Source organism: Streptomyces sp. NPDC101225, from assembly GCF_044767585.1.
In the GTDB taxonomy this organism is placed as follows: domain Bacteria; phylum Actinomycetota; class Actinomycetes; order Streptomycetales; family Streptomycetaceae; genus Streptomyces.
In genome coordinates, this window is the sequence record NZ_JBIWOE010000006.1 from 183,720 (window position 1) to 206,036 (window position 22,317).

General features: G+C 72.2%; 24 protein-coding genes. 15 read left to right on the plus strand and 9 right to left on the minus strand.

What is annotated here, in order from left to right:
- Positions 1-14 precede the first annotated feature (14 nt).
- Both dapE and ACIRPX_RS11410 read left to right on the plus strand, forming a co-directional pair.
- Complete coding sequence (gene dapE, locus ACIRPX_RS11405) at positions 15-1,094, plus strand: succinyl-diaminopimelate desuccinylase (protein ID WP_404191689.1); 1,080 nt, start codon at positions 15-17, stop codon at positions 1,092-1,094.
- 114 nt (positions 1,095-1,208) lie between these two features.
- Positions 1,209-1,967: a TIGR00730 family Rossman fold protein gene (locus tag ACIRPX_RS11410; RefSeq protein ID WP_404191691.1), complete on the plus strand. Its 759-nt coding sequence runs from the start codon at positions 1,209-1,211 to the stop codon at positions 1,965-1,967.
- A gap of 7 nt (positions 1,968-1,974) precedes the next feature.
- Here ACIRPX_RS11410 and folP read toward each other — a convergent pair whose 3' ends face one another.
- Entirely contained in the window at positions 1,975-2,835 is an 861-nt protein-coding gene (gene folP, locus ACIRPX_RS11415) for a dihydropteroate synthase (RefSeq protein WP_404191694.1), read from the minus strand.
- Between the two features lie 142 nt (positions 2,836-2,977).
- Here folP and ACIRPX_RS11420 point away from each other — a divergent pair, with 142 nt between their 5' ends.
- Together ACIRPX_RS11420 and ACIRPX_RS11425 are read left to right on the plus strand one after the other, a co-directional pair.
- Positions 2,978-3,334 (plus strand): DivIVA domain-containing protein, encoded by a 357-nt coding sequence (locus ACIRPX_RS11420; RefSeq protein ID WP_404192139.1) that lies wholly within the window; start codon positions 2,978-2,980, stop codon positions 3,332-3,334.
- Entirely contained in the window at positions 3,331-3,915 is a 585-nt protein-coding gene (locus ACIRPX_RS11425; protein ID WP_404191697.1) for a DNA-3-methyladenine glycosylase I, read from the plus strand. Before ACIRPX_RS11420 ends, ACIRPX_RS11425 begins: the two co-directional genes overlap by 4 nt.
- A gap of 70 nt (positions 3,916-3,985) precedes the next feature.
- Here ACIRPX_RS11425 and ACIRPX_RS11430 read toward each other — a convergent pair whose 3' ends face one another.
- Positions 3,986-4,789 (minus strand): enoyl-CoA hydratase/isomerase family protein, encoded by an 804-nt coding sequence (locus tag ACIRPX_RS11430; RefSeq protein ID WP_404191699.1) that lies wholly within the window; start codon positions 4,787-4,789, stop codon positions 3,986-3,988.
- Positions 4,790-5,162: 373 nt separating this feature from the next.
- On the opposite strand from ACIRPX_RS11430, the gene ACIRPX_RS11435 reads away from it, so the two are divergent.
- The gene (locus ACIRPX_RS11435; protein WP_003966491.1) at positions 5,163-5,330 is read left to right on the plus strand and encodes a DUF3117 domain-containing protein; all 168 of its coding nucleotides are present in this window, start codon (positions 5,163-5,165) and stop codon (positions 5,328-5,330) included.
- A 93-nt stretch (positions 5,331-5,423) separates the two neighbouring features.
- On the opposite strand, the gene ACIRPX_RS11440 is transcribed toward ACIRPX_RS11435, so the two are convergent.
- Positions 5,424-6,071: an O-methyltransferase gene (locus ACIRPX_RS11440; RefSeq protein WP_404192142.1), complete on the minus strand. Its 648-nt coding sequence runs from the start codon at positions 6,069-6,071 to the stop codon at positions 5,424-5,426.
- Between the two features lie 301 nt (positions 6,072-6,372).
- Between ACIRPX_RS11440 and sigE the strand changes: the two genes are divergently transcribed.
- The 5 genes from sigE (at position 6,373) to ACIRPX_RS11465 (ending at position 11,675) form a co-directional block, all read left to right on the plus strand.
- Complete coding sequence (sigE, locus tag ACIRPX_RS11445; protein WP_404191702.1) at positions 6,373-7,074, plus strand: RNA polymerase sigma factor SigE; 702 nt, start codon at positions 6,373-6,375, stop codon at positions 7,072-7,074.
- Positions 7,071-8,069 (plus strand): anti-sigma factor family protein, encoded by a 999-nt coding sequence (locus ACIRPX_RS11450; RefSeq protein WP_404191705.1) that lies wholly within the window; start codon positions 7,071-7,073, stop codon positions 8,067-8,069. The genes sigE and ACIRPX_RS11450 overlap by 4 nt, the downstream gene beginning before the upstream one ends.
- A gap of 138 nt (positions 8,070-8,207) precedes the next feature.
- Positions 8,208-10,001 (plus strand): S1C family serine protease, encoded by a 1,794-nt coding sequence (locus ACIRPX_RS11455; RefSeq protein ID WP_404191708.1) that lies wholly within the window; start codon positions 8,208-8,210, stop codon positions 9,999-10,001.
- 284 nt (positions 10,002-10,285) lie between these two features.
- The gene (locus ACIRPX_RS11460; protein WP_404191710.1) at positions 10,286-10,723 is read left to right on the plus strand and encodes a sec-independent translocase; all 438 of its coding nucleotides are present in this window, start codon (positions 10,286-10,288) and stop codon (positions 10,721-10,723) included.
- Positions 10,724-11,003: 280 nt separating this feature from the next.
- Positions 11,004-11,675, plus strand: coding sequence for a hypothetical protein (locus ACIRPX_RS11465; protein ID WP_404191713.1), 672 nt, complete (start codon positions 11,004-11,006; stop codon positions 11,673-11,675).
- A 54-nt stretch (positions 11,676-11,729) separates the two neighbouring features.
- On the opposite strand, the gene ACIRPX_RS11470 is transcribed toward ACIRPX_RS11465, so the two are convergent.
- The 3 genes from ACIRPX_RS11470 to ACIRPX_RS11480 are packed head-to-tail and all read right to left on the minus strand — an operon-like array spanning position 11,730 to position 14,777.
- Positions 11,730-12,863, minus strand: a complete 1,134-nt coding sequence (locus tag ACIRPX_RS11470) for an Mrp/NBP35 family ATP-binding protein (protein WP_404191716.1) — start codon at positions 12,861-12,863, stop codon at positions 11,730-11,732.
- A 43-nt stretch (positions 12,864-12,906) separates the two neighbouring features.
- Positions 12,907-13,500 carry a DUF1003 domain-containing protein gene (locus ACIRPX_RS11475; protein WP_404191719.1) on the minus strand — a complete coding sequence of 198 codons (594 nt, stop codon included), beginning with the start codon at positions 13,498-13,500 and terminating at the stop codon, positions 12,907-12,909.
- Complete coding sequence (locus tag ACIRPX_RS11480; RefSeq protein ID WP_404191722.1) at positions 13,497-14,777, minus strand: magnesium transporter MgtE N-terminal domain-containing protein; 1,281 nt, start codon at positions 14,775-14,777, stop codon at positions 13,497-13,499. Before ACIRPX_RS11480 ends, ACIRPX_RS11475 begins: the two co-directional genes overlap by 4 nt.
- Before the next feature lie 215 nt (positions 14,778-14,992).
- On the opposite strand from ACIRPX_RS11480, the gene ACIRPX_RS11485 reads away from it, so the two are divergent.
- Positions 14,993-15,736: a hypothetical protein gene (locus ACIRPX_RS11485; protein WP_404191725.1), complete on the plus strand. Its 744-nt coding sequence runs from the start codon at positions 14,993-14,995 to the stop codon at positions 15,734-15,736.
- A 4-nt stretch (positions 15,737-15,740) separates the two neighbouring features.
- On the opposite strand, the gene ACIRPX_RS11490 is transcribed toward ACIRPX_RS11485, so the two are convergent.
- Both ACIRPX_RS11490 and ACIRPX_RS11495 read right to left on the minus strand, forming a co-directional pair.
- Positions 15,741-16,253: a hypothetical protein gene (locus ACIRPX_RS11490; RefSeq protein ID WP_404191728.1), complete on the minus strand. Its 513-nt coding sequence runs from the start codon at positions 16,251-16,253 to the stop codon at positions 15,741-15,743.
- A gap of 23 nt (positions 16,254-16,276) precedes the next feature.
- Entirely contained in the window at positions 16,277-17,395 is a 1,119-nt protein-coding gene (locus ACIRPX_RS11495; protein WP_404191730.1) for a magnesium and cobalt transport protein CorA, read from the minus strand.
- Between the two features lie 475 nt (positions 17,396-17,870).
- Between ACIRPX_RS11495 and ACIRPX_RS11500 the strand changes: the two genes are divergently transcribed.
- Positions 17,871-18,455 carry a suppressor of fused domain protein gene (locus ACIRPX_RS11500; protein WP_404191733.1) on the plus strand — a complete coding sequence of 195 codons (585 nt, stop codon included), beginning with the start codon at positions 17,871-17,873 and terminating at the stop codon, positions 18,453-18,455.
- 41 nt (positions 18,456-18,496) lie between these two features.
- Here the strand turns inward: ACIRPX_RS11500 and ACIRPX_RS11505 are convergent, their stop codons facing one another.
- Positions 18,497-19,756 carry an MFS transporter gene (locus ACIRPX_RS11505; protein WP_404191736.1) on the minus strand — a complete coding sequence of 420 codons (1,260 nt, stop codon included), beginning with the start codon at positions 19,754-19,756 and terminating at the stop codon, positions 18,497-18,499.
- Positions 19,757-19,926: 170 nt separating this feature from the next.
- On the opposite strand from ACIRPX_RS11505, the gene ACIRPX_RS11510 reads away from it, so the two are divergent.
- From ACIRPX_RS11510 to ACIRPX_RS11520, 3 genes are all read left to right on the plus strand, one after another.
- Entirely contained in the window at positions 19,927-20,568 is a 642-nt protein-coding gene (locus ACIRPX_RS11510; RefSeq protein WP_384250589.1) for a DUF6758 family protein, read from the plus strand.
- 180 nt (positions 20,569-20,748) lie between these two features.
- Positions 20,749-21,606: a PHP domain-containing protein gene (locus ACIRPX_RS11515; protein WP_404191739.1), complete on the plus strand. Its 858-nt coding sequence runs from the start codon at positions 20,749-20,751 to the stop codon at positions 21,604-21,606.
- 57 nt (positions 21,607-21,663) lie between these two features.
- Positions 21,664-22,269: a MarC family protein gene (locus tag ACIRPX_RS11520; protein ID WP_404191741.1), complete on the plus strand. Its 606-nt coding sequence runs from the start codon at positions 21,664-21,666 to the stop codon at positions 22,267-22,269.
- Positions 22,270-22,317 lie beyond the last annotated feature (48 nt).

The following is a 22,317-nucleotide window of genomic DNA, read 5'->3' on the forward strand; positions in this document are numbered from 1 at the left end:
TTAGGGTCGACGGCATGGCCGACACCGCACTTGACCTCACCCTGGACGCCGCCGAGCTCACCGCGCGGCTCGTCGACCTCCCCTCCGAGAGCGGCACGGAGAAGCCGCTCGCCGACGCGATCGAGGCGGCCCTGCGCGCCCTTCCCCACCTGACGGTCGAGCGGTACGGGAACAACGTCGTCGCGCGCACGGACCTCGGCCGCCCGGAGCGGGTCGTCCTGGCGGGGCACATCGACACGGTGCCGATCGCCGGCAACGTCCCCTCGCGGCTGGACGCGGACGGCGTCCTGTGGGGCTGCGGCACGTGCGACATGAAGTCGGGAGTGGCGGTCCAGCTGCGCATCGCGGCGACGGTGCCGGCCCCCAACCGGGACCTGACCTTCGTCTTCTACGACAACGAGGAGGTGGCGGCGGAGCTCAACGGCCTCAAGCACGTCGCCGAGGCCCGTCCGGACTGGCTCCAGGGCGACTTCGCGGTGCTGCTGGAGCCGTCGGACGGCGAGGTCGAGGGCGGCTGCCAGGGCACCCTGCGGGTGCTGCTGAGGACCACGGGGGAGCGGGCGCACTCGGCGCGCGGCTGGATGGGCTCCAACGCGATCCACGCGGCCGCGCCGATCCTGGCCCGCCTCGCGGCGTACGTGCCGCGCCACCCGGTGATCGACGGCCTGGAGTACCGCGAGGGCCTGAACGCGGTGGGCGTCTCGGGCGGTGTGGCGGGCAACGTCATCCCCGACGAGTGCGTCGTGACGGTCAACTTCCGCTATGCGCCCGACCGCACGGAGGAGGAGGCCCTGGCCCACGTCCGTGAGGTCTTCGCGGACTGCGGTGTGGCGGAGTTCGTGGTGGACGACCACAGCGGCGCCGCCCTGCCGGGCCTGGGCCACCCGGCCGCGGCGGCCTTCATCGAGGCGGTGGGCGGCACCCCGCGGCCCAAGTACGGCTGGACGGACGTGTCGCGCTTCGCCTCCCTCGGCATCCCCGCGGTCAACTACGGCCCGGGAAATCCACACTTGGCGCACAAACGGGACGAACGGGTCGAAACGGCGAAGATCCTGGCCGGTGAGGAGCGCCTGCGGGCCTGGCTGACCGCCTGACGCGGCGACCGCCGTGCCGAGGCGGCTCCACCCCGGACACGCGCGCGTCCCCCGTCGGTAACCCGCGTAGATCTACGCTGAGGTGGAAACACCCCGCAAGCGGAGGGAGCGCACATGGCCACCGGGAACCCAGAAGGCAAGAGGGTGCCGCCGGACGAGCAGCGTCTGGGTCCGGTCCTGCGCAGGCGGGGACAGGTCACGGCGAGCACGACGGACCAGCGGCTGCTCGACGCCGGAGGCCCCTCGGACTGGGTGCACACCGACCCCTGGCGCGTCCTGCGCATCCAGTCGGAGTTCATCGAGGGATTCGGCACGCTGGCCGAACTCCCGCCCGCGATCAGCGTCTTCGGCTCGGCGCGCACCACGGCGGACTCGCCGGAGTACGAGGCGGGCGTACGCCTGGGACGCGGCCTCGTGGAGGCCGGCTGGGCGGTGATCACCGGCGGCGGTCCCGGCGCCATGGAGGCGGCCAACCGGGGCGCCTGCGAGGCGAAGGGCATCTCGGTCGGCCTCGGCATCGAGCTCCCCTTCGAACAGGGACTCAACCCCTACGTCGACATCGGCCTGAACTTCCGCTACTTCTTCGTCCGCAAGATGATGTTCGTCAAGTACGCGCAGGGCTTCGTGGTCCTCCCCGGCGGCCTCGGCACCCTCGACGAGCTCTTCGAGGCGCTGACCCTGGTCCAGACGCAGAAGGTCACCCGCTTCCCGATCGTCCTGTTCGGCGGCGAGTACTGGGGCGGACTGGTCGACTGGCTGAAGAACACCCTGGTCGCGCAGGGCAAGGCGGCGGAGAAGGACCTGCTGCTGTTCCACGTCACGGACGACGTGGAGGAGGCGGTCGCCCTGGTCTCCAAGGAAGCCGCCCGCTGACCACGCCCTACGCCAGTCCCCGGCGGGCGACCGCCGGGGGCCGGTGGCCCGCGATCGCCGCCACCATGTCCAGCACCTGCCGGGTCTCGGCGACCTCGTGCACGCGGTAGACCTGCGCCCCGAGCCACGCCGAGACGGCGGTGGTCGCGAGGGTCCCCACCACCCGCTCCTTGACCGGCTTGTCCAGGGTCTCGCCCACGAAGTCCTTGTTGGACAGGGACACCAGCACCGGCCACCCCGTCGCGACCATCTCGCCCAGCCGCCTCGTCGCCTCCAGGCTGTGCCGGGTGTTCTTCCCGAAGTCGTGGCCGGGGTCGATCAGCACGGACTCCCGGGGCACGCCCAGCGCCACGGCCCGCTCGGCCAGCCCGAGCGTCACCTCCAGGATGTCCGCCATGACGTCGTCGTACGTCACCCGGTGCGGCCGGGTCCGCGGCTCGGCCCGGCCCGCGTGCGTGCACACCAGCCCGGCGCCGTGGCGGGCCGCGACCCGCGCGAGCTCGGGGTCGACACCGCCCCAGGCGTCGTTCAGCAGGTCGGCCCCGGCCGCGCACACCGCCTCGCCGACCTCGGCCCGCCAGGTGTCCACGCTGATGACGACGTCCGGGAAGCGCCGCCGCACCTCCGCGACGAAGCCCACCGTCCGCCGCGCCTCCTCCGCCGCGGTCACCTCCTCGCCGGGGCCGGCCTTGACCCCGCCGACGTCGATGATGGCGGCGCCCTCGGCCACGGCCTGCTCCACGCGCGCGAGGGCGGGTTCGTCGCGGAAGGTCGCCCCCTGGTCGTAGAAGGAGTCCGGGGTCCGGTTCACGATCGCCATGATCACCGGCTCGTGGGGACCGAACGCACGCCTGCCCAGCCTGAGCATCCCCTGTGACCTCTCCTGGTACGTCCTGGGTGTGGTGGCCTTTCGGCCGCCTGCGACCCTAACTGTCGCAGGCGCATGGCACGATCGGACCCTGACACTTTCCGCTTTCCGAGCATCGAGCGTGGGGACCACAGCGATGGTTATGTTCTTGTTCCTGGTCGTCGCTCTCGCCGTCGTGGTCGCCGCGGTGACCCTCGCCGTGGTGGGCGGCGGCGAAGGCCAGGGCCCGCTGCCCGAGGTGGCGCCCGAGCGGCTGCAGGACCCGCTGCCGCCGGACCGCCCGGTCGGGCGCGCCGACGTGGACGCCCTGCGCTTCCCGCTCGCCGCCCGCGGCTACCGCATGTCGGACGTCGACGACGCCCTCAGCCGCCTCGGCGCCGAGCTCGCCGAGCGCGACGCCCGCATCGCCGACCTGGAGTCCGCGCTGGCGGGCGCCCGGGCCGCCGCCCACCACGTCTCCATGCACAAGCCGGACCACGGCCAGGAGGAGCAGCGGTGAGCGAGGGCACCGCCATCGCGGGTCCGGACGGCGCCCTGCGCTGCCCCTGGGCGCTGTCCACCGAGGACTACGTGGCGTACCACGACGAGGAGTGGGGCCGACCGGTCCACGGCGACGACGCCCTGTACGAGCGCCTGAGCCTGGAGGCCTTCCAGTCCGGCCTGTCCTGGATCACGATCCTGCGCCGCCGCCCCGGCTTCCGCGCCGCCTTCGCCGAGTTCAGGATCGAGAAGGTCGCCGCCTTCACCGACGAGGACCGCGAGCGCCTGCTCGCGGACGCGGGCATCATCCGCAATCGCGCCAAGATCGACGCGACCCTCGCCAACGCCCGCGCGCTCGCCGGCTGGGCGCCCGGCGAGCTGGACGAGCTGATCTGGTCGCACGCCCCGGCGCCCGGCCGCCCGGCCCCCAGGACCCTCGCCGACGTCCCCGCGGTCACACCCGAGTCGACGGCCCTGTCCAAGGCCCTGAAGAAGAAGGGCCTGCGGTTCGTGGGGCCGACGACGGCATACGCCCTCATGCAGGCGTGCGGATTGGTGGACGACCACTTGCAGACGTGCGTCGCGCGGAGCAGGCCCTGAGGGGCGCGGGGAACCGCGCGACCGGCCTCCACGCACCCGCACCCCACGCACCCGCACCCCGCGTCGGCGCTCACCGCCCCAGATACTTCGGCTTCTCCTTGTCGACGAAGGCCCGCACGGCGATCGCGTGGTCCTCGGAGGACCCCGCCCGCGTCTGCAGCTCGTCCTCCTTGTCCAGCGTCTCGGACAGGGAGTGCGACAGCCCGTAGGCCACCGCCTCCTTGATCGCCCCGTACGCGACCGTCGGCCCCTCGGCCAGCGCCCGCGCCACCTTCTCCGCCTCGGCCCGCAGCGCGGCGGCCGGCACCAGACGGTTCGCGACGCCGAGTTCGTACGCCTCCTGGGCCTTGATGCTGCGCGGGAAGAGCAGCAGGTCGGCGGCGCGGCCGGGGCCCACCACCCGCGGCAGCGTCCACGAGACGCCCGAGTCGGCCGTCAGGGCCACCCCGGCGAACGACGTGTTGAAGGCGGCGGTGTCGGCCACGATCCGGTAGTCGGCGGCCAGGGCGAAGCCGAACCCGGCGCCGGCCGCGACCCCGTTCACCCCGGCCACCACGGGCTTCGGCATCCCGGCGAGCGCCCGCACGATCGGGTTGTAGTGCTCCTTCACCGTGCTCATCGTCTGCCCGGAGCCCGTCTCCCGGTCCTGCAGCAGCAGCCCGATGTGCTCCTTGAGGTCCTGCCCCACGCAGAACGCCCGGTCGCCGGCGGCGGTCAGCAGCACCGCGCGTACCGCCTCGTCCTCGGCCGCGGAGCGGACCGCCTCCCGCAGGGCGACCTTGGCCGCGACGTTCAGCGCGTTCATCGCCTCGGGGCGGTTGAGCGTGATCGTCGCGAGCCCGTCGCTCACCTCGTAGAGCACGGTGTCGGCCATGGTGTGTCCCCTCCGCTGTCGCGGTTCAGGCGTACCGGCCGGTACGCCCCTGTCCGTAGGACAGCATGGCGGAGAGACACCGGAGCGGACGTGTGACCTGCGTCAAAGAATTCCCGTCGATTTCCGGACGGCGGAAGTCGACGGGGTGGCGCAGTATCGCAGTCGGATCGCCGAATTGAGTGGTTTTGCTCGCGCGCGTTGCCCAAGCGATGCCGACTGATGTTGGTCATCGGGTCCTGAGATGCGGGATAATGGCTTGGAAGCAATGTGTTCGATGCCGGTGTCGCGTGTCCCAGTCCCACGCTGTGGCCCGCGCGTGCCCTCCCGGGCCGTCGGCTTTGACGATGAGCTGGTTTCAGGAAGGGGAACGAGCATGGCGGCCATGAAGCCGCGGACGGGCGATGGCCCGCTCGAGGTGACCAAGGAGGGGCGGGGCATCGTCATGCGCGTTCCGCTCGAAGGCGGCGGTCGGCTCGTCGTCGAGCTGACCCCTGACGAGGCCGACGCGCTCGGCGACGCCCTCAAGAAGGTCGTCGGCTGACGCGGCAGCGACCATACCCCTTCGGCCGCCCCGGCACCCACGTGGTGCCGGGGCGGCTGTCTCGCCGGGTCCGGCATCCGCTCGCCGGGCGGCTCACAGGTCCTGTGCCGGCCGTTTGACCGCGCACAGCAGACCGTCGCCCACCGGCAGCAGGGACGGCAGCAGCTCCTGGCTCTCGCGCACCGCTCGCAGCAGTTCCCGCAGCCGCAGCACCTCCGACGGCTGCGGTCCGGAGCCCACCGTGCGGCCGTTCGCGAAGACCCCCTCGAAGACGACGAGGCCCCCCGGGCGCAGCAGGCGCAACGATTCAGCGAGGTACTCCATGACCTCCTGCCGGTCGCCGTCGCAGAAGACGAGGTCGTAGCCGGCGTCCGCGAGCCGGGGCAGGACGTCCAGGGCGCGGCCCGGGATGAAACGGGCACGATTGCTGGCGAAACCGCAGGCGCGGAAGGCCTGGCGGGCGAACTGCTGGTGCTCCGGCTCGGGATCCACCGTGGTCAGCACCCCGTCCGGGCGCATCCCGTGCAGCAGATGGATGCCGGAGACGCCGGTACCGGTGCCGATCTCGGCGACCGCCTTGGCGTCGACGGAGGCCGCCAGCAACCGCAGCGCGAAGCCCGTGCCGGGCGCCACCGAGCGCAGCCCTGCCTCACGGGCCCGGTCGCGGGCCCAGCGCAGCACCTCGTCCTCGGCGACGTAGGCGTCGGCGAACGCCCAGCTCGTCTGCCGGTTGCCGGTAATGGCCCTCTCCTGTCCCCGTGGTTGCCTCGGCGTGACTGTATCCGTTGCGCCCGGGAACCCGCAGATGGGACCGGGCGTTAAGAGGGGTAGGGACGACGCCGGGGGGACACAGTTGGATCACGATGAGGGGAAGGCCCCGGAGCACCTGCGGACGCAGGGGTCCGAGGGGTGGCGGCCCCGATCAAATTCTCGTAAAACCGCTTATCCGGAGCTAACGGGCGAGGTGGCTATGGTAGGGGCTCCACTGGACACCACCAGAGCCGACAGGGGAGGTGCGGCTGCGTCCGAGGACCGGGCGGGAGTGCTGCGGCGCTTCCTCGGATCAGCGGGCAGGCCGAAATCCGTGAACGACACCGCTGCTGACCCCAGCCACGCCGCTGACCAGGCCCAGACCGCGACCTTCTCCACCGACGCGGACGGGCAGGCGTGGACTCCGCCCACCTGGGAGGAGATCGTCAGCACCCACAGCGGCCGCGTCTACCGGCTGGCCTACCGCCTGACCGGTAACCAGCACGACGCCGAGGACCTCACCCAGGAGGTCTTCGTCCGTGTCTTCCGCTCCCTGTCGACGTACACGCCGGGCACCTTCGAGGGCTGGCTGCACCGCATCACCACCAACCTCTTCCTGGACATGGTCCGCCGCAAGCAGCGCATCCGCTTCGACGCGCTGGGCGAGGACGCCGCGGAGCGGCTGCCCAGCCGCGAGCCGTCGCCGCAGCAGGTCTTCAACGACGCGCACTTCGACGCCGACGTCCAGCAGGCCCTCGACACCCTCGCGCCCGAGTTCCGCGCCGCGGTCGTGCTCTGCGACATCGAAGGACTGTCGTACGAGGAGATCGCCGCGACCCTCGGCGTCAAGCTCGGCACGGTCCGCTCCCGCATCCACCGCGGCCGTTCACAGCTGCGCAAGGCCCTCGCGCACCGTGCGCCCCAGGCCCGGGCGAAGGAGCGGCGCTCCTTCGCCCGTGTGCCCGCGCTGGGAGGAGGGGGCGCGACCGCGTGAGCGCATCACGACCAAGCCCCGCCGAGAGGCGGCTGGCCGAACAGCATCTGGGAGACCGACTCTCCGCCCTGGTGGACGGAGAGCTCGGTCATGACACGCGTGAGCGCGTCCTCGCCCACCTGGCCACCTGCGGCAGGTGCAAGGCGGAGGCGGAGGCGCAGCGACAGCTGAAGAACGTCTTCGCCGAGGCGGCCCCGCCGCCCCCCTCCGAGAGTTTCCTGGCCCGCCTTCAGGGGCTTCCCGGGGGAGGTGACCCGGACGGCGGTGGCTCGCCGTTCGGTGGGGGAGGACTCCCCGGCGGACTGCCCGGACGGCCTGGCGTCACCGGGGTCTTCGGCCTGAAGCGGGGCGAGAGCTTCGAGTTCGGCTACGTCCCCGCCGCGTCCGCGCACGCTCCGGCACTGCCGCCCGCCGCCGACCGCGGCTTCCGTATCCACGACGTCAGCCGTCATGAGCCCGAGCGCTCTGCGTCGCGCGGGATGCGGTTCGCGTTCGTCGCCGCGGGCGCCGTCTCGCTCGCCGCGATCGCGCTGGGCGGCGTCACGGCGGGCACGCCCACCGACACCGCGGACGCCCGCGGCGCGGGGAGCAACGTGACCCCGGCGCGCACCCAGGGGACGGGCGCCGCGACGGCCCCCGAGAACCAGCGGCGCCGTGGCGGCACCCCGCTGCTCGCACAGGGCCGGCAGTCGCTGAACGGCGTGGCGGTGGCGGCCCCGACCTCGGTCTCCGCACCGCTGCTGCCCGGCGCGGCGGACCAGACGGGCGCGCTGCGGGCCCGGCAGCAGACCATGCACACGCTGACCACTCCCGTGATGGCCGGCGCCGCCGTGATGTCCCCGCTGATACGGCCGCTCGAGGCGCCCCCGCCCTTCACCCCGACCTCGTGGTCCAAGGCCCCCGAGGTCTCGTCCCCCGGCCTGCTCGCCGCACCCGTCCCCGACGTGACGTCCGCTTCCTCCTCCCCTTCCGCCTCCCCCCGCACCACGCGCTGACCGGTCTCTGCGGCACGGCCCGCGAACCTGGTTGAATCCAGGGTGGACCGCGTCCATGGCAGCAAGCCGTGCGCGGAGTGGACAACCGAGGCCATGCCCGACGAGCGGTGCGGTGCGGTGGCCGGCTGTGGGGAGCGCATGAACGAGGGGAAGCCCGCGAAGCCGAGGCGGTGGGGTCTGCCCCGCCGGCAGGATTCCGTGGGGGAGGCGGCGGCAGCCCCGCCCGCCGGCGGTGACCACGAGCTGAGCGGGCCGGAGGCGGCCGGCGGCGGGCGTACCCCCCTGCCCGACGGAGACTTCGAACTGGCCCGGCCGGCCGACACCGGCCGCGAGGCCGTCGCCGACGGCGCGGCTGCCGCGGCCCCGCCCGGCGGCGACTTCGAGCTGAGGCGTCCCGAGGACGTGGCCGGCGGCGTCTTTGGGGGCGAGGGCGACGTCGAGCAGGACGCTCCCGCTGCGGCGCCCGCCCATGAGCGCCCCGGGCCGCTGCACGATCCCGACCCCTACAGCACCCCGCCGTACGGCGAACCGGGCCCCTGGGCGCCCGCCCCGCCCGTGCAGCACCCGGCGGCGGGCACCCCCGCACAGGACACCGCGATACCGGCGCCGTCGCCCGTGCCCGCGCCGCCGCCGTCGCCCGGCGCGCCGGCGCCGGCTCCCGCGCCGCCGCAGACCCACACCCCGCCCGCTCCCGGGGCTCCCGCCCCCGGAGCCCCGGCTCCGGCCCACCCCGCCACGCCCTGGCGCCACTACGACCCCTGGTCGTCCGCTCCCCTCCAGCTCCACGGCGCGGCCGTGGAGGACAAGGACAAGCGGCGCAGGCGGGTCCGGCGGGCCCTCATCGGCGGCGCCGTGGCCCTCGCGCTGGTGTCCGGCGGCGTCGGCGGCGTCCTCGGGTCCTACCTGGAGCGCAACGGCGGCATAGGGGCCGTGGAGCTGCCGCAGGCGGGCAAGGAGCCCGCGGGGCGGGCACCGGACAGCGTCGCCGGGATCGCCGCGCGGGCACTGCCCAGCGTGGTCACCCTGCATGTGTCCGGCGCCGAGGAGTCCGGCACCGGGACGGGCTTCGTGCTCGACGCGCAGGGCCACATCCTCACCAACAACCACGTCGTCGAACCGGCCGACGGCTCCGCCGGCCGGATATCGGTGACCTTCAACAGCGGGGACACGGCCAAGGCGACCGTCGTCGGCCGGGACAGCGGCTACGACCTCGCCGTGGTCAAGGTCGGAGGCGTACGCGGGCTGAAGCCCATGCCCCTGGGCAACTCCGACAACGTCCAGGTCGGCGACCCCGTCGTCGCCATCGGCGCCCCCTTCGACCTGGAGGGCACCGTGACCTCCGGGATCATCAGCGCCAAGGAGCGGCCGATCACGGCCGGCGGCGACAGCTCCGACGGCAGCGACGTCTCCTACGTCGACGCCCTCCAGACCGACGCGCCGATCAACCCCGGCAACTCCGGCGGGCCGCTGCTCGACACCCGGGCCCGGGTCATCGGCATCAACTCCGCCATCCGGTCCGCCGACGACGGCTCGGACGCGGGCGGCGGACAGGCCGGGTCCATCGGTCTCGGCTTCGCCATCCCGGTCAACCAGGCCAAGCGCGTCGCCGAGGAACTGATCAACACCGGCAAGGCGACCCACCCGGTCATCGGCGTCACCCTCGACATGGGCTACACCGGCGACGGCGCGCGTGTCGGGGTGAAGGCCGAGAGCGGCGGTCCCGCCGTCACGCGCGGCGGCCCCGGCGACAGGGCGGGCATCGAGGCGGGCGACGTCATCACCGCGGTGGACGGCCAGCGCGTGCACTCCGGCGAGGAACTGATCGTCAAGACCCGTGCCCACCGCCCCGGCGACCGCCTGGAGCTGACCGTGCGGCGCGACGGCAAGGAGAGGAAGATCTCGCTGGTGCTCGGTTCCTCCGGGGGCGGCTGAGGGCCGGGTACGGGACCGGGGCGCGAGGGCCGTGGGTAAGAGCTGAGTGTGACAACTCGCGGTCAGGACGCACGGGCCGTCACGGCGCGGTCCCCCGGCCGCCCCGCCATCCGGGGCCCCACAAGGCAAACAACCCCCCAAACCGCGCACGCGAGCGCACTCGGAACGCCCGGGACAGTACCGGTCGTACGGGAACGCCGGGTACCGTGGATCCGGCCCGGACCACGGAAGACCCGCACAGACCACCGAGGGCCGAGGACCGAGGGACTCGCAAGGAGCTTCAGGTGTTCAATGACATAGGACCGCTCGAGCTGGTGACGCTCGTTGTCCTTGGCGTGCTCGTCTTCGGTCCGGACAAGCTCCCGAAGTTCATCCAGGACGTGACGCGGACGATCCGCAAGATCCGGGAGTTCTCGGAGAGCGCCAAGCAGGACATCCGGTCGGAGCTCGGCCCGGAGTTCAAGGACTTCGAGTTCGAGGACCTCAACCCCAAGGCGTTCATCCGCAAGCAGATGGACAGCGACGAGCTGGGGCTCAAGGAGATCCGCAACGGCTTCGACCTGAAGAAGGAGATGGCCGAGGTCACGGACGCGGTGCACGGCCGCGAGACCGATGCGCCGTCCTCGTCCTCCGGCTCCTCGTCCTCCTCCGGCGGCCGCGTCGACATGACGAAGAAGCCCGACGAGGACGAGCGCCCGCCCTTCGACGCGGACGCCACCTGAGCCGTACGCCCGCACCGCCGAGGCACGTCCGGCCGTACTCCGGTGCTGTTCACGCACGTGCCCGCATGCGCCGTACGTGATGCGTTTCATACCCGGCGGTGGCCGCGCGCGGCCGGAACCCGCCCCTCGGCGCGACCCACGCGCCGGGCGATTTCCGTGCTGTCCGGAGTGGGGTGGCTATGCTGCCGAGTTGTTGTGCGGACCGTACTTCGAGGAGTAAAGCCGCCCGAAGGGGGGCGGGCCGCTCCGGTCCGACGAGAACGAGGAGGCGTCCGGGCACATGGAGACGACGAGTCAGGCAGTCGCGCAGGCGCCGGGGACGGAGGGTGGACAACAGTTCCCCGCGGCCCGGCGCACCGTCGACGGCTACCTGCTGGCGCCCTTCCCGTGGTACGGCCTCGATGAGGCGTTCACGGGTCCGCGCTGGCTGATGCAGGTCGGGACGGCGGCCGACGGCGCCGTCGAGCACGGTTCGATCGGGCACGGCGACGAGCCCTCCGTGAAGAACGAGTTCGCGGTCGGCTCGCCCGACGAGCCGCGGGAGAAGTTCGCGGTGGTGGTGACCGTCGCGGCGAGCCCCGTACGGCGCAGCGCCGACGGCACGGGGCTGCTGGAGGCCACGTCGGTCTCCTCGGCGGCCTGGCTGGCCGGTGTGGGGCTGCTGTCCTTCACCTGGCCCGGCCAGATGGACCACTCCCTGCGGGACGACTGGCTGGAGCAGCAGACGGAGACGGCGTGGGCGCTGGCCGACGACCTGTCGGGCTCCGAGTGGTCGACGCTCTCCCTGCCGGTGGACGGCGTTCCCACGCCGTTCCACTACCGGGAGTCCGAGTTCGGCTGGGTCCTCGCCGGATCCACGCCGGAAGGGGTGCACCTGGGCGCGTACGGAAGAGGCATGAGCGCCTACGGCCTCGCCTTCGCCGTGATCAAGGACATCAAGGCGTACGCATGACGAAGGGGCGCCGTGCGGATGCGGCGCCCCTTCGCCTCAGCACTCGGCCACGTCTCAGAACTTGTTCTTCGGCGTGATCCCCAGGGACATGCCCGACAGGCCCCGCTGGCGGCCGCCCAGTTTGCCCGCGATGCCCCGCAGGGCCGCGCCCGCCGGGGAGTCCGGGTCGGTCAGGACCACGGGCCTGCCCTCGTCGCCGCCCTCGCGCAGGCGGACGTCGATCGGGATGGCGCCGAGGACGGGGACCGTCGCACCCGTCGTACGGGTCAGGCCGTCCGCCACCGTCTCGCCCCCGCCGGTGCCGAAGACGTCGACCATCTCGCCGCAGTGCGGGCAGGGCAGGCCGGACATGTTCTCGACGACGCCCACGATCTTCTGGTGCGTCTGCACGGCGATGGAGCCGGCCCGCTCGGCGACCTCGGCCGCCGCCTGCTGAGGCGTCGTGACGACCAGGATCTCCGCGTTCGGGACCAGCTGGGCGACCGAGATGGCGATGTCGCCGGTGCCGGGCGGCAGGTCCAGCAGCAGGACGTCCAGGTCGCCCCAGTACACGTCCGCGAGGAACTGCTGCAGCGCGCGGTGCAGCATCGGGCCGCGCCACACCACCGGGGCGTTGCCCGGGGTGAACATGCCGATGGAGATGACCTTCACGCCGTTGGCCGACGGCGGCATGATCATGTTCTCGACCTGGGTGGGGCGGCCGTCCGCGCCGAGCATGCGCGGCACGCTGTGGCCGTAGATGTCGGCGTCGACGACACCGACCTTCAGCCCGTCGGCCGCCATCGCCGCCGCCAGGTTCACCGTCACCGAGGACTTGCCGACGCCGCCCTTGCCGGACGCGACCGCGTAGACACGGGTGAGCGAGCCGGGCTTGGCGAAGGGGACCTCGCGCTCGGCGGTGCCGCCGCGCAGGGCGTTCGCCAGCTCCTTGCGCTGCTCGTCGCTCATGACGTCCAGCGTGACGTCGACGCGGGCGACGCCCTCGACCCGGGAGACCGCCTCGGTCACGCGCTGCGTGATCGTCTCGCGCATCGGGCAGCCGGAGACCGTGAGGTACACGGTGACCGCGACCGTCCCGTCCGCGTCGATGTCCACCGACTTGACCATCCCGAGCTCGGTGATGGGCCGGTTGATCTCGGGGTCGTTCACCGTCGCCAGTGCCTCGCGCACCGCGTCTTCGCTAGCCATAAGGACGATGGTACGGCGCCGCACGGGCGCCCCGGGATGCCGGTCACCGGTCGTCTACGTCACGTCCGCGCGACCGTTCTGCCGGGAATACGGCGTGCTCGTGGTGGCCGTTCTGCCGCCCATCCAGCTCCTTGACCATGTCCTGGAGCTCGGAGCGGATCCAGTCGCGGGTGGCGACCTCGCCCAGGCCGATGCGCAGGGCGGCGATCTCGCGGGTCAGGTACTCGGTGTCCGCGATGGAGCGCTCGTTCTGCTTGCGGTCCTGTTCGAGGTTGACCCGGTCGCGGTCGTCCTGCCGGTTCTGCGCGAGCAGGATCAGCGGGGCCGCGTAGGAGGCCTGGAGGGACAGCATCAGGGTCAGGAAGATGAACGGGTAGTTGTCGAAGCGCAGGCCGCTCGGCGCGAAGACGTTCCACGCCACCCACAGGATGATGACGATCGTCATCCAGACGATGAACCGCCCCGTGCCCAGGAAGCGCGCGATGCGTTCCGACAGCCGGCCGAACGCCTCCGGGTCCCACTCGGGCAGCAGCCGCCGGCGCGGTGCGCGCGGCTGGTCCAGCCGGGCGCGCGGCCGGGTGGCGGCCGTCGCCCCGGACGGCGTGCGCTCGCGTGTGCTCTCCCGCTCAGGCGTCATGCGCCCACCCCCTCGCCCTCGTCCAGATGGAACTCCGTCTCCCGCCAGTCGTCGGGCAGCATGTGGTCCAGTACGTCGTCCACCGTCACCGCGCCCAGCAGCGCGCCGGCCTCGTCGACCACCGGTGCCGCCACCATGTCGTACGTGGCGAAGAACCCGGCGACGACGGGCAGCGCGGCGTCCGGGGCGAGGGTCTGCAGGTCGTCGTCGATGATCGAGCTGACCAGGGTGTACGGGGGGTCGCGCAGCAGGCGCTGGAAGTGCACCGTGCCGAGGTACTTGCCGGTCGGCGTCTCGTCGGGCGGGCGGCAGACGTAGACCTGGGCGGCGAGGGCGGGGGAGAGGTCGCGGTTGCGCACGCGGGCGAGCGCGTCGGCGACCGTGGCGTCCGGCCGCAGCACGATCGGCTCGGTCGTCATCAGGCCGCCCGCGGTGTGCTCCTCGTAGGCCATCAGGCGCCGCATGTCCGCCGCGTCCGAGGGCTGCATCAGGCTCAGCAGCCGCTCCTTGTCCGCCTCGGGGAGTTCCGCGAGCAGGTCGGCCGCGTCGTCCGGGTCCATGGCCTCCAGGACGTCGGCGGCGCGCTCCTCCTTCAGCTTGCCGAGGATCTCGATCTGGTCGTCCTCGGGGAGCTCCTCGAGGACGTCGGCCAGCCGGTCGTCGTCGAGGGCGGCGGCCACCTCGGCGCGGCGCTTGGACGACAGGTGGTGCAGCACGTTGGCGAGGTCCGCGGGGCGCAGCTGCTCGAAGGTCGCGAGCAGGCTCTCGGCGCCCTGTCCGTGCTCCTCCAGGGAGAAGCCGGTGACGGCGGACCACTCGACCGTCAGCTGCTCGCCCTTGGCGCGCCGGAAGGCGCCGGTGCGCCTGCCCTTGCGGACGAAGACGCGGTCGACCTCCCAGTCCCGGCGGGCCGGCAGCTGCTGCACCGACACGTCGAGGACGGTGACCTCCTCGCCGGTCTCGACGAGCGTGACCCGGCGGTCCAGCAGCTCGCCGAAGACGAGGCGTTCGGTGGGCCGCTGCTCGAAGCGCCGGACGTTGAGCACGCCGGTGGCGATGACCTGTCCGGACTCGATGCTGGTCACCCTGGTCATCTGCAGGAAGATGCGGCGCCGGGTGGGCAGTTCGACGACCAGCCCGAGCACGCGCGGGGGCCGCCGGCCGACGCGCAGCATCACGACCAGATCGCGCACGCGGCCCACCTGGTCGCCGTTGGGGTCGAAGACGGCGACACCGGCGAGGTGCGAGACGAAGATCCTGGGGGCGCCCGCTGCCATGGGCTGCGCTCCTTTGCTTGCGGGGTGTTTCGCAGTGCTTGTTTCCTGCTGTGATTTCTTTCCGAATTGCCCGCTCAGGTGGGCTTCAGGCTAGCCCGTACCGATCGGGTCCGCCCTGGTGGGACGTCCGGACGGACTGCTTCCGCGGGGCGTGGGGACCCCGGGTACGCTGCGGTACGCCGCTCACGCCCCACCACCGAAAGGCAGCCCCTTCCGTGACTGCGATTGCCCCGGGCCGTACGCGCCGGACCACGCTGCTGGGAGCGATGTGCGCACTGGTCGTGGCGGGGACGGGCGTGCTGGCGGGGTGCAGCGACGACCCCGACGCGGGCACCAACGGGGTGGGCAAGCTGCCGGCCGCGACGATCCGCGCGAAGACCCGGGCGGCCGCCGCGGCGGCCGATGCCGTGCACCTCTCCGGCAGCGTCGTCACCAACGGGCGCACGTACAAGCTCGACATGCGCCTGAAGTCGGAGGGCGCCACCGGGTCGGTCACCTCCGGCGGGGTGGCCTTCGGGCTGCTGCGGATCGGCGAGCAGCTGTACCTGAAGGCCGGTTCCGGCTTCTGGAACCACGCGGACGGCGACACGGGCAAGGCGTCCGCCAGCAAGCTCGACGGCAAGTACGTGAAGGTGCCGCAGCGCGATCCCGCGTACAAGAAGTTCAGCGGCTTCACGGACATGGACGTCCTCCTCGGGGGTCTGCTCACGCTGCACGGCTCGCTGGCGACGGACGGGCATCACGAGCAGTCGGGTACCCGCACCATCCGCATCACCGGCGACAAGGGATCCGGCGGTACCCTCGACGTCTCCCTGCAGGGCAAGCCCTATCCGCTCCGGCTGGAGCGGGCGGGCGGCGCGGGCACGATCGTCTTCTCGTCCTGGGGCGAGGACTTCGCCCTGAACGAGCCCAAGAAGGACGAGACGGTGGACTACGGCAAGCAGCTGCCGACGTCCTGACCCTCTACCGGCGCCTGCGTTTCCTCAGCAGCAGCCTCGGCAGGCCCGCGGGGACGGGCCGGCGCGTGGTGGCGGGCGTCGGCAGCGGCGCCTGGGCCAGGTCGCCGTCGGGCAACTCCGTTGTCGCCCCGGCAGGTTCCAGGCGCAGCACCCGGCACTCGCGGGACCAGCGCCCGGTCATCGCCTCGCCGTCGGGGGCGTTGAGCCGCTTGCCCTTCAGCTCGGCGACCGCGGCCGTCCACGCCTCGGACCCGGGCGTCAGCTCGACCACCTTCGCCGGCCAGGTCACCAGCCGGCCGCCCTTGTCCTTGCTGCGGACCGTCACCTCGGCCCCGGCCCCGTCGGCCAGCCCCGGCAGCGGCTGCTCGCCCGGTCCGTCGCCGACCAGGCACGCGGCGCCCTCGTGCCACACGTGCCACAGTGCCCGCGCCGGCACGCCGGGACCGGCCACCCAGATGAGGCCGGACTTCTTGGTGGCCTCCTCGACGAGGGCCTGGTCGAGCAGCTCGCTTGTCATGGGCTCAGCCTATCCGGGCCCCCTCACAGCCAGCCGTTGCGCTTCAGCGTGCGGTGGATGCCCAGGCAGATGCAGACGGTGATGCTCATGATGACCGGGTAGCCGTACTTGGCGTGCAGTTCCGGCATGTGCGTGAAGTTCATGCCGTAGACCCCGCACACCATGGTCGGTACGGCGATGATGGCGGCCCAGGACGTGATCTTGCGCATGTCCTCGTTCTGCGCCACGGACGCCTGCGCGAGGTTGGCCTGGAGGATGGAGTTGAGCAGCTCGTCGAAGCCGACGACCTGCTCCTGCACCCGCACGAGGTGGTCGGCGACGTCCCGGAAGTACTTCTGGATGTCGGGGTCGATCAGCCGCATCGGCCGCTCGCTCAGCAGCTGCATGGGGCGCAGCAGCGGCGAGACGGCGCGCTTGAACTCCAGCACCTCGCGCTTGAGCTGGTAGATCCGCGCCGAGTCCACACCGCGCGAGACACCGCCCCGGCGGCCCGGCGAGAAGACCTCGGTCTCGACCTCGTCGATGTCGTCCTGGAGGGCGTCGGCGACCGCGAGGTAGCCGTCGACGACGTGGTCGGCGATCGCGTGCAGCACCGCCGAGGGGCCCTTGGCGAGCAGCTCGGGGTCGTCCTGCAGCCGGTGCCGCAGGGCGCGCAGCGAGCCCTGGCCGCCGTGCCGGACGGTGATGAAGAAGTCCTGCCCGGTGAAGCACATGACCTCACCGGTCTCGACGACCTCGCTGTTGGCGGTGAGCTGGTCGTGCTCGACGTAGTGGATGGTCTTGAAGACGGTGAACAAGGTGTCGTCGTAGCGCTCCAGCTTGGGCCGCTGGTGGGCCTGGACGGCGTCCTCCACGGCCAGCGGGTGCAGCCCGAACTCGCTTGCGATCCCGGAGAATTCGGCCTCGGTCGGCTCGTGCAGACCGATCCAGACGAACCCGCCGTCGCGCCGCACCAGGCGCATCGCCTCGTGCGGGGTCAGGGACCTGTCCACGTCGACGCGGGCGCCGTCCCGGTAGACGGCGCAGTCGACCACGGCGGAGGGGGTGGAGGGGTCGCGCGTCGTGTCGTACGCGCCGGCGTCCGTGCGGACCGGGACGCGGGACGGCCGGACCGCTGCGCGCAGGTCACGGATCATCGACATGGCTGGCTCCTTCGTGTCAGGCGACGAAAGGCGCCGACGACGGCTGGAACTACCCGGAATGGGGACGTCCTGACGTCAGGTGTTTGGCACGTCCACAAAGCGGGGAGCACCGCACCGTCGCGGTGGCGGACTTCGCTGCTGATTCAGATCAGACAGATCAGGCAAAACGAAACGAAGTGCTCTTCCACGTGAAGACGTGAGCATGAAAGGCGGCGGTCAGCCAGGACCGGATCAGCCGTATCAGCGGCGGGAAGAGCGAGTGGTACTGCACGGGTGACTTCGATCCATGACAGCCCCACCTCCTCCGGCCGGTCCCTCGTAAGGGACGTTCCATTCCCGTAAGGGAGTCTCACAGGCGTCGGGACTCGATGCGACGCTTCTGCGTGCTGCCCCGAACGACGCGGGCAAGACTATCAGCAGCCCCATGTGTCAAGGCGCCGCTTTGCCCTGTACTGACGAGTTCTATGCTCGCGGCATGGTTGATGTTCTCCCTCTGGTCGAGGCCCGGCTGCGCAGCGCGCTGGGCGAACCGGACGCCCGCGCGGCCGTCACCTTCCTCGGCACCGACCGCATCGAAGTGCTCCGGTTCCGTGAGGGCGACATCGTCCGCTACGCCACCCTCGGCATGTCCGCGCAGCCGATGAGCGACCCCACGGCGGTGCTCGCCGACCCCGTCAAGGGCCCGCGCGCCGAACTCGTCCTGTCGGTGCGCGGCGGCCTCGCCGACACCGACAAGGCGCTGCGCCCGCTCGCCGTGCTCGCCGCTTCCCCGCAGGTCGAGGGCGTGGTCGTGGCGCCCGGCGCGTCGCTCGACACCGGTGAACCCCTCTGGCCCGGCGCCCCGTTCAGTTCTGTGCTGGTCGCCGAGCCGGGCGGCCTGGTCGAGGACCTCGCACTCGACGAGCCGCTCGAGCCGGTCCGCTTCCTGCCGGTGCTCCCGATGACGTCGAACGAGGCCGCCTGGAAGCGCGTGCACGGCGCCCAGGCGCTCCAGGAGCGCTGGCTGACGAGCGGGACGGACCTGAGGGATCCGTCCCGCAGGTCCGTCCCGCTGGACTGAGGCCGGGGTGAGCAAACTCACCAACGGGTGGCCGCACGGCGTCAGTCGGCGTAGACGGTGACGCCGTCCTCCGCGGCGCGCCGAGGCTCCGGCACCCCGGCGGGGCTCGCCCCGCCCGAGGGGAGCGGGGAGTGGGGGAGGGTGAGCGCCTTCCGCCGTACGCCCACCACGACCGCGCCCAGCACGGCGGTGACCGCCGCCACCACGAACGGGACGCGGATGCCGCTCCACTCCTCGATCTTCGGCGCGAAGTACGGCGCGGCCGCGGCCGCGAACCAGCGCACGAAGTTGTAGCCGGCGCTCGCCACCGGGCGCGGCGCGTCCGAGACGCCGAGCGCCAGCTCCGTGTAGACGGTGTTGTTCACGCCGATGAAGGCACCCGACAGAATGGTGCAGACGACGGCCGTGGTGTGGCTGCCGTAGCCGAGGACGAGGACGTCGGCGGCGAGCAGCAGCAGCGAGCCGCCGAGCACCTTCAGCGAGCCGAGGCGCTCCTGCAGGCGCGGGGCCACGAGCACCGAGAAGACGGCGAGCAGCACGCCCCAGGCGAAGAAAACGGCACCCGACCTGTACGGCGTCATGTCCAGCACGAACGGCGTGAAGGCCAGCACGGTGAAGAACGTGTAGTTGTAGAAGAACGCCGAGGCGGCCGCCGTGGCGAGGCCGCCGTGGCCGAGGGCCCTGAGCGGGTCGAGCAGCGAGGTCTTGCGGGCCGGCTTCGGCTGCTCCTTCAGGAACGCCGTGATGCACAGGAAGCCGACCGCCATCAGGAAGGCGGTGCCGAAGAAGGGGTAGCGCCAGCTCTGGTTGCCGAGCAGCGCGCCCAGCAGCGGGCCGCACGCCATGCCCAGGCCGAGCGCGGACTCGTACAGCAGGATCGCGGCGGCGCTGCCGCCCGCCGCCGCGCCGACGACGACCGCGAGGGCCGTCGAGACGAAGAGCGCGTTGCCGAGGCCCCAGCCGGCGCGGAAGCCGACGAGCTGGGCGACGGAGTCCGACGTGCCCGCGAGGCCCGCGAAGACCACGACGAGGGCGAGGCCGAGCAGCAGGGTCCTGCGGCCGCCGATGCGGCTGGAGACGAAGCCGGTGATCAGCATCGCGACGGCGGTGATCAGGAAGTACGAGGTGAACAGCAGGGAGACCTGGCCGGCCGTCGCGTCCAGGCCCTGGGCGATGGACGGCAGGATCGGGTCGACGAGTCCGATGCCCATGAAGGCGACGACGGACGCGCCCGCCGTCGCCCACACGGCCCTCGGCTGCCGCAGGATGCCGCCCGCTCCCACGTCGAAGGGGTCGTCCATTGCTCCTCCACTCCCGTTCAGGATTAGTTGGTATATGCACACAGTAAGTTAGAGTGGCTAAATAATGCAAGCTGCATCTATTCCCCTCGCCGGGGCTCCCCGTGAAGGGTTCCGTCCGGACGGGTGATCGTCCTTGACGTGAGGGGGCGCGGGTAGGACCGTGGGGCCCTATGAGGGGCGAACCCAGTTGCCCGAAGTGTGGTGGCCGGGTCAGGGCTCCCGGACTCTTCGCCGATTCCTGGCAGTGCGATGTGCACGGCACCGTGCATCCGCTGCAGCCCGTGATCCCGCCCAGCGTCGAGGCCCTCAGCGTGGTGGTGCACCGCACGCAGGTACCGGTGTGGATGCCCTGGCCCCTGCCGGTCGGCTGGCTCTTCACGGGAGTGGCGTGCGCGGGCGACGACCGGCACGGCGGCCGCGCCACCGCGGTGGCCTGCTCCGGACCGGGGCCGCTCGGCGGTATAGGGGAGCTGATCCTGGTCGCCGAGGAGCTCGGCGTCGGACTCGGCGCGCGGTACGCGGGCATCGACGGCCCGGACCCGGGGCCGTACATGAACGTCGAGAAGCCGCCCCAGGCCAAGGTGCTGGCCGGCGGCCGCCCCACCCCGCTCTGGCACGTCACCGACAGCCCCGACGACCGCGCCGTCTTCGCCGGCGAGGCGCGGGGGCTGTGGCTGTGGGCGGTCGTGTGGCCCGAGCAGTCGGGGCTGCTGATGTACGACGAGCTGGTGCTGACGGATCTGCGGGACGCGGGGGCCGAGGTCGATCTGGTGCCCTGCGGAGCGTTGTCGCCGCGCTTGCTCGAACCGTAGCGCCCGAGGGGCGGTGGCGGGCGGCTGCGGGCCGGCGTGGGCTCGCCGCACGGTTCCCCGCGCCCCCGGACGGAGGTGCTGTAGGGGGTACGGGTGAGGTGCGGGTGTGACATGGGGGCCGGGAAATCTGGTTATCCTTGAGCGTCCTCTTGTGTTCCGTCGGTGGCTGGAGTCTGCTCGGTGCGTATCGATCTGCACGCCCACTCCACCGCTTCCGACGGCACGGACACGCCCGCCGAGCTGGTGCGGAACGCCGCCGCTGCCGGGCTGGACGTCGTCGCGCTCACCGATCACGACTCCACGCGCGGCTACGCCGAGGCGGTCGCCGCGCTGCCGCAGGGGCTCACGCTGGTCACCGGCGCCGAGCTGTCCTGCCGTGTCGACGGCGTCTCCATGCACATGCTCGCCTACCTCTTCGACCCCGAGGAGCCGGCGCTGCTCGCCGAGCGCGAGCTGGTGCGGGACGACCGCGTGCCGCGGGCCCAGGGCATGGTCGCCAGGCTGAACGGGCTGGGCGTGCCGGTGACGTGGGACCAGGTGCGGCGGATCGCCGGGGACGGCTCGGTCGGGCGTCCGCACGTCGCGACCGCGCTCGTCGAGCTCGGCGTCGTGCCGACCGTGGGCGACGCGTTCACCCAGGACTGGCTCGCCGACGGGGGCCGGGCCTTCGTCGAGAAGCACGAGACGGACCCCTTCGAGGCGATCCGGCTGGTCAAGGCGGCGGGCGGGGTCACCGTCTTCGCACACCCCGCCGCGGCCAAGCGCGGCCGTACGGTCCCGGAGTCCGCGATCGCCGAGATGGCCGCCGTCGGCCTCGACGGCATCGAGGTCGACCACATGGACCACGACGAGGAGACGCGGGCGCGGCTGCGCGGACTGGCGAAGGAACTGGGGCTGCTGACGACCGGGTCCAGCGACTACCACGGCAGCCGCAAGACCTGCGTGCTCGGCGAGTACGTCACCGACCCCGAGGTGTACGGCGAGATCGTGCGGCGGGCGACGGGAGCGTTCCCGGTGCCGGGGACCGGCGGGGCCTGAGCCCGTCCTCGCCTCCCCCGTCCGTCCTCCCGTCACCGCAAGGCCAGTTGCTCACCCATGTTCGATCTCGCCGTCTTCGGCTCCCTGTTCCTGACCCTGTTCGTCATCATGGATCCCCCCGGGATCACCCCGATCTTCCTCGCGCTGACCGCCGGGCGTCCCGGCAAGGTGCAGCGGCGGATGGCCTTCCAGGCCGTCTGCGTCGCCGCCGGCGTGATCACCGTCTTCGGGCTGCTCGGGCACCAGATCCTCGACTATCTGCACGTCTCCGTGCCCGCCCTGATGATCGCGGGCGGACTGCTGCTCCTGCTCATCGCGCTCGACCTGCTGACCGGCAAGAACGAGGAGCCGAAGCAGACCAAGGACGTCAACGTGGCGCTCGTGCCGCTGGGCATGCCGCTGCTGGCCGGCCCGGGGGCGATCGTCTCCGTCATCCTCGCCGTGCAGAAGGCCGACAGCTTCGCCACGCAGGCGTCGGTGTGGGCGGCGATCCTCGCCATCCATGTCGTGCTGTGGCTGGTGATGCGGTACTCGCTGCTGATCATCCGGGTCATCAAGGACGGCGGCGTGGTCCTGGTGACGCGGCTCGCGGGCATGATGCTCTCCGCGATCGCCGTGCAGCAGATCATCAACGGCGTCACGCAGGTGGTCAAGGGAGCCTGAGCGGTTCCGGGGCGCCTGAGCGACCCCGGGCCGTCTGCGCCCGGTACG

Excerpts from the sequence above, each read along its gene's own strand:
- dapE (WP_404191689.1), top strand. The coding sequence starts at position 15 with ATGGCCGACACCGCACTTGACCTCACCCTGGACGCCGCCGAGCTCACC.
- ACIRPX_RS11410 (WP_404191691.1), top strand. The coding sequence starts at position 1,209 with ATGGCCACCGGGAACCCAGAAGGCAAGAGGGTGCCGCCGGACGAGCAG.
- folP (WP_404191694.1), bottom strand. The coding sequence starts at position 2,835 with ATGCTCAGGCTGGGCAGGCGTGCGTTCGGTCCCCACGAGCCGGTGATC.
- ACIRPX_RS11420 (WP_404192139.1), top strand. The coding sequence starts at position 2,978 with ATGTTCTTGTTCCTGGTCGTCGCTCTCGCCGTCGTGGTCGCCGCGGTG.
- ACIRPX_RS11430 (WP_404191699.1), bottom strand. The coding sequence starts at position 4,789 with ATGGCCGACACCGTGCTCTACGAGGTGAGCGACGGGCTCGCGACGATC.
- ACIRPX_RS11435 (WP_003966491.1), top strand. The coding sequence starts at position 5,163 with ATGGCGGCCATGAAGCCGCGGACGGGCGATGGCCCGCTCGAGGTGACC.
- ACIRPX_RS11455 (WP_404191708.1), top strand. The coding sequence starts at position 8,208 with ATGAACGAGGGGAAGCCCGCGAAGCCGAGGCGGTGGGGTCTGCCCCGC.
- ACIRPX_RS11465 (WP_404191713.1), top strand. The coding sequence starts at position 11,004 with ATGGAGACGACGAGTCAGGCAGTCGCGCAGGCGCCGGGGACGGAGGGT.
- ACIRPX_RS11470 (WP_404191716.1), bottom strand. The coding sequence starts at position 12,863 with ATGGCTAGCGAAGACGCGGTGCGCGAGGCACTGGCGACGGTGAACGAC.
- ACIRPX_RS11475 (WP_404191719.1), bottom strand. The coding sequence starts at position 13,500 with ATGACGCCTGAGCGGGAGAGCACACGCGAGCGCACGCCGTCCGGGGCG.
- ACIRPX_RS11480 (WP_404191722.1), bottom strand. The coding sequence starts at position 14,777 with ATGGCAGCGGGCGCCCCCAGGATCTTCGTCTCGCACCTCGCCGGTGTC.
- ACIRPX_RS11490 (WP_404191728.1), bottom strand. The coding sequence starts at position 16,253 with ATGACAAGCGAGCTGCTCGACCAGGCCCTCGTCGAGGAGGCCACCAAG.
- ACIRPX_RS11495 (WP_404191730.1), bottom strand. The coding sequence starts at position 17,395 with ATGTCGATGATCCGTGACCTGCGCGCAGCGGTCCGGCCGTCCCGCGTC.
- ACIRPX_RS11500 (WP_404191733.1), top strand. The coding sequence starts at position 17,871 with ATGGTTGATGTTCTCCCTCTGGTCGAGGCCCGGCTGCGCAGCGCGCTG.
- ACIRPX_RS11505 (WP_404191736.1), bottom strand. The coding sequence starts at position 19,756 with ATGGACGACCCCTTCGACGTGGGAGCGGGCGGCATCCTGCGGCAGCCG.
- ACIRPX_RS11510 (WP_384250589.1), top strand. The coding sequence starts at position 19,927 with ATGAGGGGCGAACCCAGTTGCCCGAAGTGTGGTGGCCGGGTCAGGGCT.
- ACIRPX_RS11520 (WP_404191741.1), top strand. The coding sequence starts at position 21,664 with ATGTTCGATCTCGCCGTCTTCGGCTCCCTGTTCCTGACCCTGTTCGTC.